This is a genomic window from Arenibaculum sp. (assembly GCF_035998295.1).
Taxonomy (GTDB): Bacteria; Pseudomonadota; Alphaproteobacteria; order Azospirillales; family Azospirillaceae; genus DASYHS01.
This window is the reverse complement of the sequence record NZ_DASYHS010000132.1, coordinates 1-16,535: the sequence shown is the minus strand read 5'-3', so window position 1 is coordinate 16,535 and position 16,535 is coordinate 1. Positions and strand designations below refer to the sequence as shown.

General features: G+C 71.5%; 16 protein-coding genes. 9 read left to right on the top strand and 7 right to left on the bottom strand.

The features are described 5' to 3' along the window. Positions 1–37 precede the first annotated feature (37 nt). The 7 genes from VGO20_RS13070 (at position 38) to ptsN (ending at position 6,243) form a co-directional block, all read left to right on the top strand. Positions 38–952, top strand: coding sequence for a KpsF/GutQ family sugar-phosphate isomerase (locus VGO20_RS13070; RefSeq protein WP_327502802.1), 915 nt, complete (start codon positions 38–40; stop codon positions 950–952). A 3-nt stretch (positions 953–955) separates the two neighbouring features. After that, positions 956–1,636 carry an LPS export ABC transporter periplasmic protein LptC gene (gene lptC / locus VGO20_RS13065; protein WP_327502793.1) on the top strand — a complete coding sequence of 227 codons (681 nt, stop codon included), beginning with the start codon at positions 956–958 and terminating at the stop codon, positions 1,634–1,636. After that, positions 1,633–2,535: an LptA/OstA family protein gene (locus VGO20_RS13060; protein ID WP_327502792.1), complete on the top strand. Its 903-nt coding sequence runs from the start codon at positions 1,633–1,635 to the stop codon at positions 2,533–2,535. Before lptC ends, VGO20_RS13060 begins: the two co-directional genes overlap by 4 nt. A 77-nt stretch (positions 2,536–2,612) precedes the next feature. Continuing rightward, positions 2,613–3,389: an LPS export ABC transporter ATP-binding protein gene (gene lptB, locus VGO20_RS13055; protein ID WP_327502801.1), complete on the top strand. Its 777-nt coding sequence runs from the start codon at positions 2,613–2,615 to the stop codon at positions 3,387–3,389. A gap of 18 nt (positions 3,390–3,407) precedes the next feature. Then, on the top strand, positions 3,408–4,985 hold the full coding sequence (rpoN, locus tag VGO20_RS13050; protein WP_327502791.1) for an RNA polymerase factor sigma-54: 1,578 nt from the start codon (positions 3,408–3,410) through the stop codon (positions 4,983–4,985). 137 nt (positions 4,986–5,122) lie between these two features. Then, positions 5,123–5,761, top strand: coding sequence for a ribosome hibernation-promoting factor, HPF/YfiA family (gene hpf, locus VGO20_RS13045; protein WP_327502790.1), 639 nt, complete (start codon positions 5,123–5,125; stop codon positions 5,759–5,761). A 23-nt stretch (positions 5,762–5,784) separates the two neighbouring features. Next, on the top strand, positions 5,785–6,243 hold the full coding sequence (ptsN, locus tag VGO20_RS13040) for a PTS IIA-like nitrogen regulatory protein PtsN (protein ID WP_327502789.1): 459 nt from the start codon (positions 5,785–5,787) through the stop codon (positions 6,241–6,243). A gap of 76 nt (positions 6,244–6,319) precedes the next feature. Here ptsN and VGO20_RS13035 read toward each other — a convergent pair whose 3' ends face one another. From VGO20_RS13035 to VGO20_RS13005, 7 genes are all read right to left on the bottom strand, one after another. Continuing rightward, positions 6,320–6,541: a DUF1150 family protein gene (locus VGO20_RS13035; protein WP_327502788.1), complete on the bottom strand. Its 222-nt coding sequence runs from the start codon at positions 6,539–6,541 to the stop codon at positions 6,320–6,322. A 37-nt stretch (positions 6,542–6,578) separates the two neighbouring features. Continuing rightward, complete coding sequence (locus tag VGO20_RS13030; RefSeq protein ID WP_327502787.1) at positions 6,579–7,037, bottom strand: Hsp20 family protein; 459 nt, start codon at positions 7,035–7,037, stop codon at positions 6,579–6,581. A 204-nt stretch (positions 7,038–7,241) separates the two neighbouring features. Then, positions 7,242–7,946: a hypothetical protein gene (locus VGO20_RS13025; protein WP_327502786.1), complete on the bottom strand. Its 705-nt coding sequence runs from the start codon at positions 7,944–7,946 to the stop codon at positions 7,242–7,244. 110 nt (positions 7,947–8,056) lie between these two features. Then, on the bottom strand, positions 8,057–10,609 hold the full coding sequence (locus tag VGO20_RS13020) for a cation:proton antiporter (RefSeq protein ID WP_327502785.1): 2,553 nt from the start codon (positions 10,607–10,609) through the stop codon (positions 8,057–8,059). A 219-nt stretch (positions 10,610–10,828) separates the two neighbouring features. Next, the gene (locus VGO20_RS13015; protein ID WP_327502784.1) at positions 10,829–11,086 is read right to left on the bottom strand and encodes a hypothetical protein; all 258 of its coding nucleotides are present in this window, start codon (positions 11,084–11,086) and stop codon (positions 10,829–10,831) included. A 118-nt stretch (positions 11,087–11,204) separates the two neighbouring features. Continuing rightward, positions 11,205–12,131 carry a dihydrodipicolinate synthase family protein gene (locus VGO20_RS13010; RefSeq protein ID WP_327502783.1) on the bottom strand — a complete coding sequence of 309 codons (927 nt, stop codon included), beginning with the start codon at positions 12,129–12,131 and terminating at the stop codon, positions 11,205–11,207. 23 nt (positions 12,132–12,154) lie between these two features. Next, complete coding sequence (locus VGO20_RS13005; protein WP_327502782.1) at positions 12,155–13,156, bottom strand: 4-hydroxyproline epimerase; 1,002 nt, start codon at positions 13,154–13,156, stop codon at positions 12,155–12,157. Positions 13,157–13,350: 194 nt separating this feature from the next. Between VGO20_RS13005 and VGO20_RS13000 the strand changes: the two genes are divergently transcribed. Together VGO20_RS13000 and VGO20_RS12995 are read left to right on the top strand one after the other, a co-directional pair. Further along, positions 13,351–13,809, top strand: coding sequence for a response regulator (locus tag VGO20_RS13000; protein ID WP_327502781.1), 459 nt, complete (start codon positions 13,351–13,353; stop codon positions 13,807–13,809). A gap of 117 nt (positions 13,810–13,926) precedes the next feature. Then, positions 13,927–16,535, top strand: a 2,609-nt coding sequence (locus tag VGO20_RS12995; RefSeq protein ID WP_327502779.1) for a PAS domain S-box protein, incomplete at its 3' end; no start/stop codon positions are given.

The window sequence follows — 16,535 nt, the reverse complement described above, 5'->3', positions numbered from 1 at the left end:
CGACCGGGACCGGGCGGCCGCCGACCGGGTCCTGCGCATGGAGGCGGCGGCGCTGCACGCGCTCGCCGATTCCCTCGACGGCGCCTTCTCGCGCGCGCTGGACGTGCTGTCGGCCGTATCCGGGCGCGCCGTCGTGACGGGCATGGGCAAGAGCGGCCACATCGCCCGGAAGATCGCCGCCACCCTGGCTTCGACCGGCACGCCCGCGATGTTCGTCCATCCCGGCGAGGCGAGCCACGGCGACCTCGGCATGATCACCCGCGGCGATGCCGTGATCGCCCTCTCCAACTCCGGCGACACGGCCGAGCTGGCCGACATCGTCGCCTATACCCGCCGATTCTCGATCCCGCTGGTCGGCATCACCCGCCGCTCCGGCTCGGCGCTCGCCGAGCAGTCGGACGTGGCGCTGCTCCTCCCGCAGGGTCCCGAGGCCTGTCCGCTCGGCCTCGCGCCGACGACCTCCACCACGATGATGCTGGCGCTGGGCGATGCGATCGCGGTCGCGCTGCTGGAGCGCCGGGGGTTCTCTGCCGCGGACTTCCAGGTGTTCCACCCCGGCGGGTCGCTGGGGCGCAAGCTCCTGCGCGTCGCCGACGTGATGCATTCGGGCGCGGCCCTCCCCCTCGTGCCGGAGCAGGCCTCGATGGCGGAGGCCCTGCTGGTCATGACCGCGAAGAGCTTCGGCTGCGTCGGCGTCGTCGACGACGGCGGCCGCCTGCTGGGGATCGTCACGGACGGCGACCTGCGGCGCCACATGAACCCGGGCCTGCTCGACCGCCGGGCGGGCGCGGTGATGACGGCCGCCCCCAAGACCATCCGCCCGGGCGCGCTCGCGGCGGAGGCGCTCGGCTTGATGAACAGCCGCACGATCACCAGCCTCTTCGTCACGGAGGAGGGCCGGCCGATCGGCATCGTCCACATCCACGACTGCCTGCGGGCCGGGGTGGCCTGAGCCATGACCGTGGAGCCGCTCAGGACAGGACCCGGCGACGGGCGTGCGGGCCGGCGGGGGAGCGACGCCTGGCGCGACGTCCGGCGCACCGCCGCGAGCATGGGGCGCGCCTACAGCCGGTTCGTCTACCTCATGAAGTTCCTGCTTCCGCTCGCGGCGCTGGGCATCCTCGCCGCGATGGTCGCCTGGCCGCGCCTGCAGGAGGTCCGGTCGCCGGCGGGCGCCAGCGACGACGGCAGGCTCGAGATGGTGAAGGCGCGCTATCTCGGCAGCGACCGCGACGCAAGGCCCTTCTCCGTGGTCGCCGAGCGCGTCGTCAGGTCGACCAGCGAGCCCTCCGTGGTCGACCTGGTGTCGCCCGAGGCCGAGATGACGCGCGACGACGGCTCATGGATCGCGATCCGGGCCGATCGCGGGCGCTACAACGAGGAGACCGGGAAGCTGCTGCTGCTCGGCGACGTCGACCTGTTCCAGGACCAGGGATACGAGTTCCGGACCGAGGAGGCCCATGTGGACACGCAGGCGGGCAACGCCTGGGGCGACCGGCCCGTCGCGGGCCAGGGGCCGCTCGGCGAGCTGTTCGGCCAGGGCTTCCGGCTCTACGACAACGGGCGCAGCATCGTCGTGACCGGCCGCGCGCGGATGAACCTCACGGGCATCGGCAAGGGCGGGGGTGTGCCTTGAACCTCCGGCGCGCAGTCGCAAGGATCACCTCGGCGGCGGCGCTCGGCGCGGCCCTGGCCGGCGCGCCCGTCGGCCCGGGTGCGGCCTTCGCCCAGTCCGGGGCCCAATCCGGCGCCCAGTCCGGGGCGGCGCTCGACACGGGCGAAGGGCTGCCGGTGGCGGTCGACGCCGCCGGCGCGATCGAATGGCACCAGGACCAGAAGGCCTATGTCGCGCGCGGCGACGCGGTCGCCCGCCGCGGCGACCTGACCGTCGCCGCCGACGTCCTGATCGCCTATTACCGGGAGATGCCGCAGGGCGGCACCGAGATATGGCGCCTGGCGGCCGAGGGCGACGTCCGCATCACCACGCCGACGCAGGAGGTCATAGGCGACCGCGCGGTGTACGACATCGACCGGACGGTGGCGGTGGTCACCGGCGACGGCCTGAAGTTGACGACGCCGACGGACGTGGTGACCGCGCGCGACAGCCTCGAATACTGGGAGGCCGAGCGCATCGCGGTCGCCCGCGGGGACGCGGTCGCGTTGCGCGGCGACAACCGCGTCAACGCCGACGTCCTGGTCGGCCTGTTCGAGGAGACGCCCGCGGGCGCGCTGGACATGCGCAGGATCGATGCCCAGGGCAACGTCGTGATCACGACGCCGACGGACGTGGCGCGCGGGGAGAGCGGCGTCTACGACCTGCGGACGGAGATCGCGACGCTGACGGGCGACGTGGACCTGACCCGCGGCCGCAACCACCTCCACGGCGACTCGGCGGAAGTGAACATGAAGACCGGGGTCAGCCGCCTCGTCACCCTGGCCGACAGCGGCCCGCGGCGCGTGCAGGGACTGTTCATCCCGGGAGAGGCGGCGGGCGTGCCGGGCAGCCGGCCCGCGACGCAGGGCGGGGCGCAATGAACGGCACGATGGACGGGCGGGGAGCGGAGATGCGGGCGGCGCGGGGCGCGGGTCCGGGGAGCACGGGCCCGGGGAGCATGGGCCAGGGCGGCACGGGCCAGGACGGCGAGCCCGCGCGCCTGGTCGCGAGCAACGACGGCCTCGTCGCCAGCAACCTCGGCAAGCAGTACAAGCGGCGCCCGGTGCTGCGCGACGTCAGCGTCAGCGTCCAGCGCGGCGAGGCCGTCGGGCTCCTGGGGCCGAACGGGGCCGGGAAGACGACCTGCTTCTACATCATGACCGGCCTGATCGCGTCCGACTACGGGGCGATCCATCTCGACGGCCAGGACATCACCAGCCTGCCGATGTACCGGCGGGCGCGGCTGGGAATCGGGTACCTGCCGCAGGAGGCCTCGATATTCCGGGGCATGTCCGTCGAGAACAACATCCGCGCGGTGCTGGAGCTGGTCGAGCGGGACCGCGACGCGCGCGAGGCGATGCTGGACGAACTGCTGGCCGAGTTTTCGATCACGCATCTCCGGCGCACTCCGGCGCTGGCGCTGTCCGGCGGCGAGCGACGGCGCGTCGAGATCGCCCGGGCGCTCGCCTCCCATCCGCATTTCATCCTCCTCGACGAACCGCTCGCCGGCATCGACCCGATCGCGGTGAACGACATCCGCGAGCTGGTCGGGCATCTGCGCGACCGCGGGATCGGCGTCCTGATCACCGACCACAACGTCCGGGAGACCCTGGAGATCGTCGATCGGGCGTACATCCTTCACGACGGTATGGTACTGATGGAGGGTAGGCCATCGGAGATCGTCATCGACAAGGATGTACGACGGGTCTACCTCGGCGAACGCTTCAGTCTTTGAGAGGACCGTCTCCCCGCAATGGCGCTCACTCAACGCCTGGATCTGCGGCAGTCCCAGTCGCTCGTGATGACGCCGCAACTGCAGCAGGCGATCAAGCTGCTGCAGCTGTCGAATCTCGAGCTTGCCGACTACGTCGACCGCGAGATCGAGCAGAACCCCCTGCTCGAGCGCGACGACGGTCCCGCCGATGGCGGGAGTGACGTCCCCGCCGACGGCGGGGATGGCCGGGGCGGCGCGGACGGGGAGCGCGAGCGGGCCGGCGGGGGAGACGATGCCGGCGCCGACGGGGGCGAGGCGCCCCCGCCGGCCGACCCGCTGCGGATGGACAGCGCGACGCTCGCCTCCTCGGAGGTCCTGCCCGCCGACCGGGAGGGACCGCTCGACACCGACTACGACAATGTCTGGACGAATGGCAGCCTGGCCGGGGACGGCGGCGGCGACTGGTCGGGCAGGGGCGGGCGGACCGATTTCTCCGACGACGACTACGGCCTCGACCAGGTGGCGAGCGGCGAGGCCAGCCTGCGCGACCACGTCGTCTCCCAGATCAACGTCGAGCTGGGCGATCCGGCCGACCGGCTCATCGGCCTCGCGCTGCTGGAGCAGCTCGACGAGGCGGGCTACGTCGCCGGCGATCTCGACGCGCTGGCCGTGCAGCTCGGCATATCCGCGGCGCGGGTCGAAGCGGTGCTCGCGCGGCTCCAGCGCTTCGATCCGCCCGGCATCTTCGCGCGCAGCCTGAAGGAATGCCTCGCGATCCAGCTGCGCGAGAAGGACAGGCTGGACCCGGCGATGCAGGCGCTCGTCGATCACCTGGACCTGCTGGCCGCCCGCAACGTGCCGGCGCTGCTTCGGATCTGCGGCGTGGACGCCGAGGACCTCTCGGACATGATCGCCGAGATCAAGGCGCTCGACCCGAAGCCGGCCCTGCGCTTCGACCGGCACGTCGCCCAGACGGTGACGCCGGACATCCTGATGCGCCCCCAGCCCGGCGGCGGCTGGCTGATCGAGCTGAACTCCGACACGCTGCCGAGGGTGCTGGTCAACCAGCGGTATTTCACGCGCGTCGTCGGCGAGGTGCGCAGCAAGACCGAGCGGGACTACATCAACGAGCGCTTCCACTCCGCCAACTGGCTCGTCAAGTCGCTGCACCAGCGGGCGACCACGATCCTGAAGGTCGCCTCCGAGATCGTGCGGCAGCAGGACGCGTTCTTCGTCCACGGCGTCCAGCACCTCAAGCCCCTGATCCTGCGCGACATCGCGGAGGCGATCGGGATGCATGAATCCACCGTCAGCAGGGTCACCACCAACAAGTTCATGGCGACCCCGCGCGGCCTGTTCGAGTTGAAATACTTCTTCACCGCCGCGATCGCGGGGGCCGACGGCGAGGCGGCGCATTCGGCCGAGGCGGTGCGCCACCGCATCAAGACGCTGATCGACGCCGAGAGCGCGGATGCGGTCCTTTCCGACGACCGCATCGTCGAGGTGCTGCGCGTGGACGGGATCGACATTGCGCGCCGGACCGTCGCCAAGTATCGTGAGGCGATGCGCATTCCCTCGTCCGTGCAGCGCCGCCGTGAGAAAGCGCTCCGCCTGTGACGCCGTCCCCGCCGGGGCGCCCGCTTCGCATAGATCGCTTGACTCCCGTCGCGACCCGCTCCTACTGTCGCGGCCCGCGGATGGTGCCGTTCGGAACAACCACGTATTCAAACCACGGAATCCGGACTAGGCAGGTCATGCATCTCACGGTCAAAGGCAAACAGCTCGACGTCGGGGACTCGCTGCGGACCCATGTCGGCGTCGTTCTGAACGCGCTGGTCGGGAAATATTTCAGCGATCCCATCGAGGCCGACGTCGTGATCTCGCGCGACGCGCATCTGTTCACGGCGGACATTTCGGTCCATGTCGGCCGGAACATCCTCCTGCAGAGCAGCGCGGAGGCGACGGAGCCCTATCCCGCCTTCGACACGGCGGCGGACCGCCTGGCCAAGCGCCTGCGCCGCCACAAGAGGCGCCTGCGCGGCCGTCATCGCGACGGCGGCCAGGCGATTGCGGCATCTTTGCCCGCGGTGAACTATGTCCTGGACGCCAATGACCCGGATGACTATGTGGACGACGGCCGGTCCGACCCGCCGGAGGCGGGCGCCGGCCCGGACCACGACGATGACCATCCACAACCCGTCGTCGTCGCCGAAATGGCGACGGTGATCGACACTCTCACCGTCGGTGAGGCGGTGATGCGCATGGATCTCGCCGATCTGCCGGCCCTCATGTTCCGCAATCGCGGGCATGGCGGGCTGAACATGGTCTATCGCAGGCCCGACGGCAACGTGGGTTGGGTCGATCCGAAGGGCACCCAGGGGACCGGCGCCTGATCACGGGCGCCGCTTGTTCGAAAATGATCGATTTGATTACGCCTAAGAGCATCATCGCGAACCTGCGCGCGGGCAGCAAGAAGCAGGTTCTGCAGGAGCTTGCGCGCCGGGCGGCCGAGCTGACGGGCCAGCACGAGCGGGCGGTCTTCGACGTGCTGCTCGAGCGCGAGCGCCTCGGCACCACCGGCGTCGGGCACGGCATCGCCATCCCCCACGGCAAGCTGCCCAACCTCGACAGGGTGCACGGGGTGTTCGCCCGCCTGGAGCGTGCGGTCGATTTCGACGCGATCGACGAGCAGCCCGTGGACCTGATGTTCCTGCTGCTGGCGCCCGAGGGGGCCGGGGCCGACCATCTGAAGGCGCTCGCCCGCGTCTCGCGCCTGCTGCGCGACGCCTCCTTGTGCGAGAAGCTGCGGGGCGCCGACAGCGCCGACGCCATCTACGCCCTGCTGACCCAGCAGGAAGCGAGCCACGCGGCCTGAAGCCGGAGCCCGAAGACGCAAAAGGCCCGCCGTCCCCGGACGGCGGGCCTTCCTTTGGTCGGGGGCCGGCCTCGGCTCAGTGGACGCTGAACGGCTCCATGTCGTGCTGGCGGACGGCCGCGAAGGCGACGTCACGTTCCGGAAGCACGGCGAGCTGGGTTCCGTCGGCGGCGTGGATCGCGAAGCCCTGGACGTCCTCGATACTCACGTGCTTGACGTAGGCGATGTCGTTCACGCCGAAGGCGGCGAAGTCCTTCGACGAGAGCTGGCGCAGCAAATCTGGGGTGGTGTTCATCATCGGGCACTCACTCTGGCGGGGCGCGTCGGCGGGCATCTCAGTTCCGGTCCGCATCGACGTCGATGGTCCGGGAGGCGCCTTCCTGCTTTTGCGCGATCTTGATGGTGCGGACCCTGGGTTCCGGGATCGGCCGCTTGAGGTCGATGTGGAGAAGGCCGTTGTTCATGGCGGCGCCCATCACCTCGATGCCCTCGGCGAGCACGAAGCTGCGCTGGAACTGGCGCGCGGCGATGCCGCGGTGCAGGTAGATCCGCTCCCGGTCGTCGACCTGTCGGCCGCGGATCACGAGCTGGTTGTCCTCGATCTGGACGCTGAGGTCGTCCGCCGTGAAGCCGGCGACGGCCAGCGTGATGCGTAGCCCGTCCTCCCCGATCTGCTCGATGTTGTAGGGGGGATAGCCTTCCGCGGAGTTCTTGGATATCCGGTCCAGCGTCCGCTCGAACTGGTCGAACCCCAGAAGGAGCGGGCTGTTGAACAATGAAAGACGTGTGGTCACGGCGTATCTCCTCGTCCCGAGCGAGTCGCGGGAGCGGGCCCGTCGCAGGCACCCTGGGTTCGGCAGCACGAAGGCCTGCCTTGTCCTAAAGATAAGGTCGCCGCAACCGGGATCAAGGAGAGCAGTCCGCGCGACCGGGGCGCGACCGGGGCGCGACTGGGGCGCGGAGGGCGCGGACCGCCGTCAGCGGTCCGCGCGGGCAGGTCACTCCGTCGCTTCGGCCCTGGCGCGCTGCGCCGGGCGCATCGGGGGGGTCGGGGCCGGTTCCGCGCCGCCGGGGGCGGTGCCGGCGGGAACGAGGTCGCGCAGGCGACGCTCGGCGCGTTCGATCGTGTCGCTGATCCGCTTGCCGTCGGCATCGACGGCCGAGAGCAGGGTCTTGAGCATGCGGCGCAGCCGCTCGTTCTCGGTGTTCAGGCGGGCGTTGTCGGCCTGCAGGCGCGAGAGCCCCGAGCGCGCGGTCCGCAGTTCCGCCTGGTTCCGCTCCAGGTTGGCGGCCAGCGTGTCGATCTGGTTCAGGAGGGAATCGCTGGGCGGGCGCTCGCGGTTCGCTTCCAGCCGCGCGAGCGTCGCCTGCACCTCGGCCAGAAGGCGGTCCTCGGCGGCCGCTTCGGCCGGGGTGGCGGGGCCGGGCTGAGGCTGGGCCTGGGCCTGAGCCGCCTGGGCGCGCCGCGCCGGCTGGGCCTGCGGCTGCGGCTGCGGCTGGGCCGGCGGGATGCCGACGGCATCGTCCGGATCGATCAGGCGGGCGAGGGCGGACTGGAGGTCGTCGATCTTGTCGGAGGCGTCGGCCGCCGCACGCCGGGCGCCGATCGCAGCGCTTCCGTTGGCTTGGGGCAGGAAGGAATGGCGCGGCGGTTCCGGGGTCTGGTCCGGTTTGCCGGCGCGGCCGAGGAAAGTCAGGGCCATGACGCGCTCCGTCTCGGTCGGGGTTACGGGAAAGGATGAAGGTCCGACTTCGACGATCGATTATTAAGGTTAATAATCTGTAAATATAACCTTCCCGAACGGAGTAGCGGCTACCCCGTCGCCCGGGTCCGGATGCCGGTCTGCGCCTCGTCGTTCATGCGCAGCCTCGCCTCGACGATCCCGTCGATGCGGGCGCGCGCCTCGGGGTTGTCGCGCAGGAACCGGTGGAAATCGCCCCGCTTCAGGACCAGGAGGTGGCAGAAGCCCAGGGCCACGACGTCGGCCTGGCGGCGAGCGCCGGTCAGCAGCGCCATCTCGCCCACCACGTCGCCGCGGCCGAGGCGGATGCGGCGGTCGGGCAGGAGGACCTCGACCGCGCCCGAGGAGATGAAGAAGACGCTGTCGCCCCGGTCGCCCTTGCGGATGATGCGCTCGCCCGGGACGGCGAAGCGCGGCTTGAAGAGCTTCGCCAGCCGGCTGCGGTCGGCCTCGTCGAGATCGGCGAACAGGTCGACCTGCCGGATCATGGCGGCGCTGTCGAGCCGGATGTCGAGGCGCGGCCGGCGGTCGGCGGCGCGGTCGGCCTGGTTCAGCTCGCGGACGAGGTCGTGGTGGAGTTCCTGGCCGATCAGCCCTTCCTCGTGAAGCTGGCGGTAGCGCGCCAGCTCCTGGCGCAGCGCCGACTGGCGCAGGAAGCGCTGCTTCAGCGCCTCGGCATGCTCGGGATACTGGAGCCTGAGCGCGTCGAGCGCCTTGGCCGTCCGTTCGATCCGCCCGTCCAGCACCTCCTCCAGCAGGTCGGCGACGCGCGCCCCGAGCAGCGACGTCAGGCGTTCGGCGTTGAAGCGCTTCAGCTCGTCGAGGACGAGCCGGCGGACGAGCAGCAGCTCGAACCGGGTGCTGAGCTGGCGGACCAGCGGCCGGTCGATGCGCAGCCAGCGGTGGAGGCGGTAGGCGACGTGGAAGCCCGGCGGGAAGTCGAGCCCCCGCCTGGCCGCCCGGTTGTAGCCGATGCGCCCGCCGGTGCGCGCGCCGTCGAAGACGCGGCCGGCATGGCGCAGCATCAGGTCGATCACGTCGTCGGCCACCGTGCGCTGGGCGTGATGGTCGAGGACCAGCTCGCGCTCCCGGTTGGCGAGCGCGATCAGCCCGAGCGTCAGCCGGTCGCGGTCGGAGATCGCCTCCTCGACGCCCTCGCCGGAGGTCACCTCGCCGATCCGGGCCTCGTAGTCGCGCAGCACGGCGTGCGCGGTCGCCGGCGTGATGCCGTAGGCCCTGGCGCTGTCCGCGATGCCGTCGCGCACCTCCGTGAGCGACAGGGCCAGGACCTGCCGGCGCAGCGCGAGGTCGAGCGCCGACAGCCGGTGCAGGCCGAGCAGGCGGATCAGCGGGCGCAGCGTCACGCCGTTGACGAACAGGGTCGCGAGCACGAAGCCGGTCGCGAGCACGGCCACGAAACGCTGGACCGCGGGGTCGATGGCAGCGTTCTCGGTCACGGAAAGGGCAAGCGCCAGTGTCACCGCGCCGCGCAGCCCGCCCCAGGTGATCACCAGCTTGTAGGGGCCGCTCACCCGCTCGCCGAGGCCGGCGAGCGTCAGGATCGGCAGCAGCCCGAACAGCAGGACGATCCTTGCCGCCAGCGCGGCCGCGAACAGGACGGCCAGCAGCAGCAGGTCGCCGGCATCGACGTCGACCAGGAGCTTGGGCACCAGGATCGAGGCGAGCACGAAGACGAGCGAGCCCGCCAGGAAGGCCACGTGCTCCCAGGCGAGCTGGAGCGACGTCCAGGAGGCGGGCGCGACATAGGCGCGGCCCGACGCGCTCATCGTCAGCCCGGCGGCCACGACGGCGACGACGCCGGACACGCCGAACAGGCGTTCGGCGCCGGCGAAGGCGAGGTAGGGCAGCGACAGCGAGAGCGCGAATACCGCCGGCCGCAGCTCGCGCAGCGGCCGCAGCATCAGGACGGCCAGGCGGCCGGCCGCGATCCCGAAGACCAGCCCGCCCCCGAACCCGCCGGCGAACCCGGTCGCCAGGCCGATCAGCCCCGACGCCGGGTCGGCGCCGCTTCCATCGGCGAGCATCGCGAGCAGCACGCCGAAGAGCGCGATCGCGGCCGCATCGTTGAGCAGGCTCTCGCCCTCCACGAGCCGGGTCAGCCGCGCGGGCGCGCCCAGGTCGCGGAATATCGCGACGACGGCGGCCGGGTCGGTCGTCGCGACGATGGCGCCCAGCAGCAGGCAGGCGACCAGCGGCACGTCGGCCAGCGGCGCCAGCCCGAAGCCGATGATGCCCGTCGCGACGAACACGCCGACGACCGCCAGCAGCAGGATCGGCGCCGCGTCCTCGATCATGCGCCGGACGTCGATGGTCAGGGCGGCCTGGAACAGGAGCAGCGGCAGGAAGACCTGGATGAACACGGCCGAGCCGATCGGCAGGTCCCCGAAGGACCGGGCCAGCTCGAACAGCGGGAGCGCGTCGGAATGGGGCGCCAGCCCCGAGGCGACGTGCGGCGCCAGCGCCGAGGCGATGCCGATGGCGACGCCGAAGGCGGCCAGGAGCACGCTGTGGGGCAGCCTCAGCCGGCTCGCGATCGGCTGGAGCACGCCGACGGCGCCCAGCAGGCTCGCGATCACGAGGAGGACGATGCCGACGTCGTACACGAGCCCCCCGCCACGTTGCCCGGCCCCGCCGAGGGACCGTCGGCGTGATCTAGCGGCAAGGGAACGCGCAGGCAAGGACGCAACCGGGAGGTTCCCGTTTGGTCACACCCCACCCGTGGGCCACCCGTGGGCCACCCGTGGGCCGCCCGTGGGCCACCCGTGGGCCACCCACGGTCCGCCCCTTGGGCCGCCTGCCGCCTGCCGCCTGTCCGTGGCCGGTCAGATGCCGGCGTCGTCCGGCGGCTCGATCTCCGGCTGGACGATGTCGATGATCGCGGCGACCCGCTCGCCCCGCGGGCGGCCGAGGGAGCCGGCCAGGGCGTCGCCGGCGTGCAGCCAGGTGTGGGCCTCCGCCACCTCGGCCGGCGTGGCGCCGGTCCCCACGATCCGGGCGAGGGTCAGGTCGTCGAGATCGCCGAACATCTCCCTCACCTCGTGCGGCAGGACCGGCCTGGTCTTCGCTGTGCTGCCGTTCATGGTTGCCCGTCTCCCGGTTTGTCGGCCCGGCCACGCGTTCGCGCGCGGCCGGCTCACTCGCACGTAAACCCGAAGGCGCGCCTGCGGTTCCTGTCGGCCGGTCCTGTCGCCGGCTCCCTCAGGCCGCGCCGAGGTCGGGAAGAGCCGGGCGGGTGGCCAGCGCGCCGTGCACGATCTCCTCGACGCGCGCCCGCTCCGGGCCCGCCAGCCTCAGGCGCGGCGGGCGCACGGTGTCGGCGAAGCCGTGGACGATGCTCTCGGCCAGCTTGATGTTCTGGACCAGCTTGGTCGAGACGTCGAGGTCGAGCAGCGGCACGAACCAGCGGTAGACCGCCAGCGCCTCCTCGATGCGCCCCGCGCGCACCAGGCGATGGATGGCCACGGTCTCGCGCGGGAAGGCGCAGACCAGGCCGGCGACCCAGCCGTCCGCGCCCATCAGCAGGCTCTCGAGCGCCAGGTTGTCGACCCCGGCGAAGATCGCGACCCTGTCGCCGAAGCGGTTGCGCAGCCGCGTCACGCGCCGGACGTCGTCGGCGCTGTCCTTGATCGCGACGAATTTCGGGTCTTCCAGCAACTCGGCGACGCCGTCCTCGCCCAGGTCGACCCGGTAGGCGACGGGGTTGTTGTAGATCATCAGCGGCCGGTCGGACGCGGCGGCGACCGCCCGGTAATGGGTCACCGCCTCGCGCAGGTCCGACACGTACTGCATGCCCGGCAGCACCATGAACCCGTCGGCGCCGGCGGCCTGCGCCTTGCGCACGAACTCCAGGGCCTTGGCCGTGGTCGTCTCGGCGACCGTCCCCAGCACGGGGATGCGCCCGCCTGCCGCCTCGAGGGCGAGCCGCACCACCTCGACCTTCTCGTCGACCGAGAGCGTGCTCGCCTCGCCCAGCGAACCGCAGCAGATGATGCCGTCCACGCCGGCCTCGACCTGGAGCGCCAGCGAGCGGCGCATCGCCTCGCCGTCGAGCGAGAAATCGGCTGCGAACCTGGTCGTGACCGCGGGGAACACCCCGCTCCAGTGCTTCGTCGTCTGCTTCGTCATCGCTGTGCCTCCTGGATCGGGCGTCACGGCAGCAGGAAGCCGCGCGCGTAGGGTTCGTCGTCGTACAGGAAGAGGGTGTTGATGCCGGTCACCCAGGCCTGGCCCTGGATGCTCGGCACGATGGCCGGCGCGCCGCCGACGGTCGCCTCGGCTTCGACGCGGCCGTGGAAGAGGCTGCCGATGATGCTCTCGTGCACGAAGTCGTCGCCCGGGCGCAGGTCCCCGCGGGCGGCGAGCTGGGCCATGCGCGCGGACGTCCCGGTGCCGCAGGGCGAGCGGTCGATGCCCCGGTCGCCGTAGAACACGGCGTTGCGCGCATGCGCGCCCGCCGCCTTCGGGCGTCCCGTCCACATCACGTGCGACAGGCCGGCGATCGCAGGGCTCTCCTTGTGCACGAACCGGTACTTCGCGTTGGCGAGGCGCCGCAGCTCCGGGCTCAGGCGCTGGATGTCCTGGACCGAGAGCCGGTCGAGGTCCTCGTAGCCGGCCTGCGGCTCGACGATCGCGTAGAAATTGCCGCCATAGGCGACGTCGAAGCGGACCGGGCCGAAGCCGGGGAGGTCGACCTCCAGCCCCTCGGCGTGCAGGTAGGAGGCGACGTTGCGGATGCGCACGGCCGAGACCTTGTCGCCGTCGAGCGCGTAGCGCGCCTCGACCAGCCCGGCCGGGACCTCCAGGCGCAGCACGCCCGGCTCGCGCGGGCGGACCAGGCCGTGCTCCAGCGCCACGGTGACGGTGCCGATGGTGCCGTGGCCGCACATCGGCAGGCAGCCGCTGGTCTCGATGAACAGGATGCCGAGGTCGCAGTCGGCGCGCGTCGGCGGGTAGAGCAGGCTTCCCGACATCGCGTCATGGCCGCGCGGCTCGAACATCAGGCCCGTGCGGATCCAGTCGTAGTCGGCCAGGAAATGGGCGCGCCGCTCCATCATCGTCGCCCCGGCCAGGAACGGGGCGCCCCCGCTCACGACCCGCACGGGGTTGCCGCAGGTGTGGGCGTCGATGCAGCTGAAGGTGTGCTTCGTCATCGCTCGGGGCGTCCCTGTCTCATGGACGGCCATTTTGTATATTTTATCCAATCTTGTCCAGCCGCCGATTGGCGGCCCCCGCCGCGCGAAAGAAGAGGTGGGCATGGGGATATGACCGGTCGGGGTACGTTGAACATGGCGCGCGGATGCACATCTACCCGCCGACCAAGGCGCGTCGCACGGAGGAACGGACATTGAGGCTGATCGTCGTCGAGGATGATCCGCTGGTCGGGCCAGCCGCCAGGGCGGTATTGGAACGGCACGGCTTCGACGTCGCGGGCGTGGCGACGACGACGGACAAGGCCTTGCGGCTGGCGGCCCGCGCGCGCCCCGACCTGGCGCTGGTCGACCTGCGACTCGGGCGCGGCGGCGACGGGCTTTCGACCGCCCATGTCATGAAGGCCGTCTACGGGATACCGTCGCTCCTCATGACGGGGTTCGACGTGAAGGGCGCCGAGATCGGTGGCGCCGCCATGGGCGTCCTGCGCAAGCCGTTCTCCCCCGAGGCGCTGGTGCGCGCGGTGACGGCGGCGGGCGCCGTGCTGAACGGCGAAACCCCGTCCGAGGTGCCGCGGAGCCTCGAGCTCCTGCATGACGGACGCGCCGTCCCGGAGCCGTGGTGGGGCGGGGGGCGGGGCGGGGGACGGGACTGAAGGCGAGCCCTGCCCGATCGATTTCTTCGCAAGGCGATTTCCCAAGGTAACGTTTCGTGAGCATCATGAGCCTAAAATGACGCGTCCGGGGATGGCGGCGCGCGGAAGGAGGCTCTGGTGGGGGACGAAGCGAAAGAGACCCATCTGCTCGCGGCGCCGCCGGTCGTCGTCTACGCGCTGCTGCCCGCTCCCGATTTCCCCGTCGTGCATGTCGGCCCGACCGTCGCCGGGCTGACGGGATACCGTCCCGAGGACTTCGCGGCCGATCCCCGGCTGGCAGCGAAGATGGTCCATCCCGAGGATCTCGGCGCCTACCGCGCCGCGCTCGCGCGGACCCTGGCCTCCGGCGAGGGCCGGGTGGACTGCCGCATGCTGACGCGCGCCGGCGTCCTGCGCTGGTTCCACCACGAGTTCCATCTCGTCCGCGACGGCCAGGGCGGCCCGCGCGAGATCCTGGGCAGCATGGTCGACGTCACGCCCGCGCAGGAGGCGGAGCGGACCCCGTCGCGCGCGGCCGGACCCGGCCTCCCCGCCGGCGCGGCCGCGACCTCGGAGGCGTCCGACCGGCTCCAGCGCAGCGAGCAGCGTTTCCGGGACTTCGCCGAGGCGGCATCGGACTGGCTGTGGGAACTAGACGCGCAGCTTCGGATCAGCCACCTGTCCGAGCGCATCGAGGACCTGATGGGCGTCGAGCGGCACCGCCTGCTGGGCCGCCGCCGCCAGGACATCGCCGCCGAGGACGTGGACGCCCTGAAATGGCGCGAGCACATGGCCGCGATAGCGCGGCGCGAGCCGTTCCGGGCGTTCGAGTACCGCTTCCTGAGGACCGACGGCGCGGTGCGGTACGTGCGCACCAGCGGCAAGCCGTTCTTCGCGGAGGACGGGACGTTCCTCGGCTACCGCGGCACCGCGACCGACGTGACCGCCCTGAAACAGCAGGAGGAGGCGCTGCGCCGCAGCGAGGAGCGGTACGCGCTCGCGGTGGGAGGGGCGGAGGTCGGCATCTGGGACTACGACGTCCTGAGCGGGACGGTCTTCTGGTCGCCGGCGTTCAAGGAGATCGTGGGCCTGCGGCCCGACGACGAGCCGGTCCTCAACGATACCTTCGAGAGCCTGCTCGACGTCGACTGCCGCGGCCGCCTCAGGGCCGCCCTGGCGGCCCATCTGGGCGAGGACGAGCCCTTCGACCTCGCGCTGCGCATCCGCCGCCCGGATGGCGGGACGCGCTGGGTCCAGATCAAGGGGCAGGCCCTGCGTGACGGCGGGGGGCGGCCGACGCGCATGGCCGGCAGCCTGGTCGACATCACCGAACGCGTCCTGGCCATGGAGCGGCTGCGCGAGAGCGAGAGGCGGTTCCACGACTTCGCCCAGGCGGCCTCGGACTGGTTCTGGGAGATGGACGCCGACCTGCGGCTGACATACCTGTCGGACCGGATGGCGGAGGCCACCGGCGTCCAGCCGGCGGATCTCCTCGGCCGGACGCGGGAGGAGATCGCGGCGGAGCGCCGGACCGATCCCAAATGGCAGGCGCATCTCGGCGACATGCGGGCGCGGCGGCCCTTCCGCGACTTCGAATACGCCTACCGCCGGGTGGACGGGGCGGTGCTGCAGTTCCGGATCAGCGGCGTGCCGGTCTTCTCCGGCGAGGGGGCGTTCCTGGGCTACCGGGGCACCGGCGCCAACGTCACCGAGCATCGCCGCGCCGAGGCGCGGGCGCGCCGGGCCGAACAGGTGCTGGCCGACGCCGTCGAGAGCCTGGCCGACGGGTTCATCCTGCTCGATCCGGAACAGCGGTTCGTGATGTGCAACAGCCGCTATCGTGAGTACTACCGGGGCGTGTCGGCCCTGCTCGTGCCGGGGACGAGCTTCCCCGAGATCGTCCGGCGATGCGCCCTCAACGGCTTCGTGACCTCGATCGGCGATCTCGACGCCGAGCTTCGGGAGCGGTTCGACCCGGAATGCCGGAGCTTCAACAAGGAGGAGCAGCTTTCCGACGGCCGCTGGATCCGCATCAGCGACCACCGGACCAACGACGGGGGCAGGGTCGGCATCCGGACCGAGATCACCATGCAGAAGGAGCAGCAGGAGGCCCTGCGCAAGGCGCGCGACGTCGCCGAGGCGGCCAGCAACGCGAAATCGGCCTTCCTCGCCTCCGTGAGCCACGAGCTGCGGACCCCGCTCAACGCCATCATCGGCTTCAGCGACCTGCTGGCGACCGAGCCCTGGGGGCCGCTCGGGCACGAGCGCTACCGCGAATACGTCCAGGACATCCACGGCAGCGGGAAGCTGCTGCTCGACCTCATCAACAACATCCTCGACGTGGCCCGGATCGAGGCGGGGCGGTACGAGCTGCGCGAGGAGACCATCGACCTCGGCGACGCGATCCGCCAGGTCGCACGCCTCGCGCGCCAGGCCGTCGGGTCCGACCGCCACCAGCTCGACATCGCGGTGCCCGACCCCGCGCCGGCGGTTCGCGCCGATCCCCGCGGCATCCGGCAGATCCTGCTGAACCTGCTCGGCAACGCCTTCAAATTCACGCCCGACGGCGGCCGGATCAGCGTCGTGGTCACGACCCCGGACGGGGCGGTGGAGGTGGCGATCAGCGACACCGGGATCGGCATACCGACGGACCGTCTGCCGGAGCTTGCCCAGCCCTTCGCCCAGATCGACAGCGTCCTGTCGCGCCGCCACTCCGGCAGCGGCCTCGGCCTCTACATCTCCAAGGC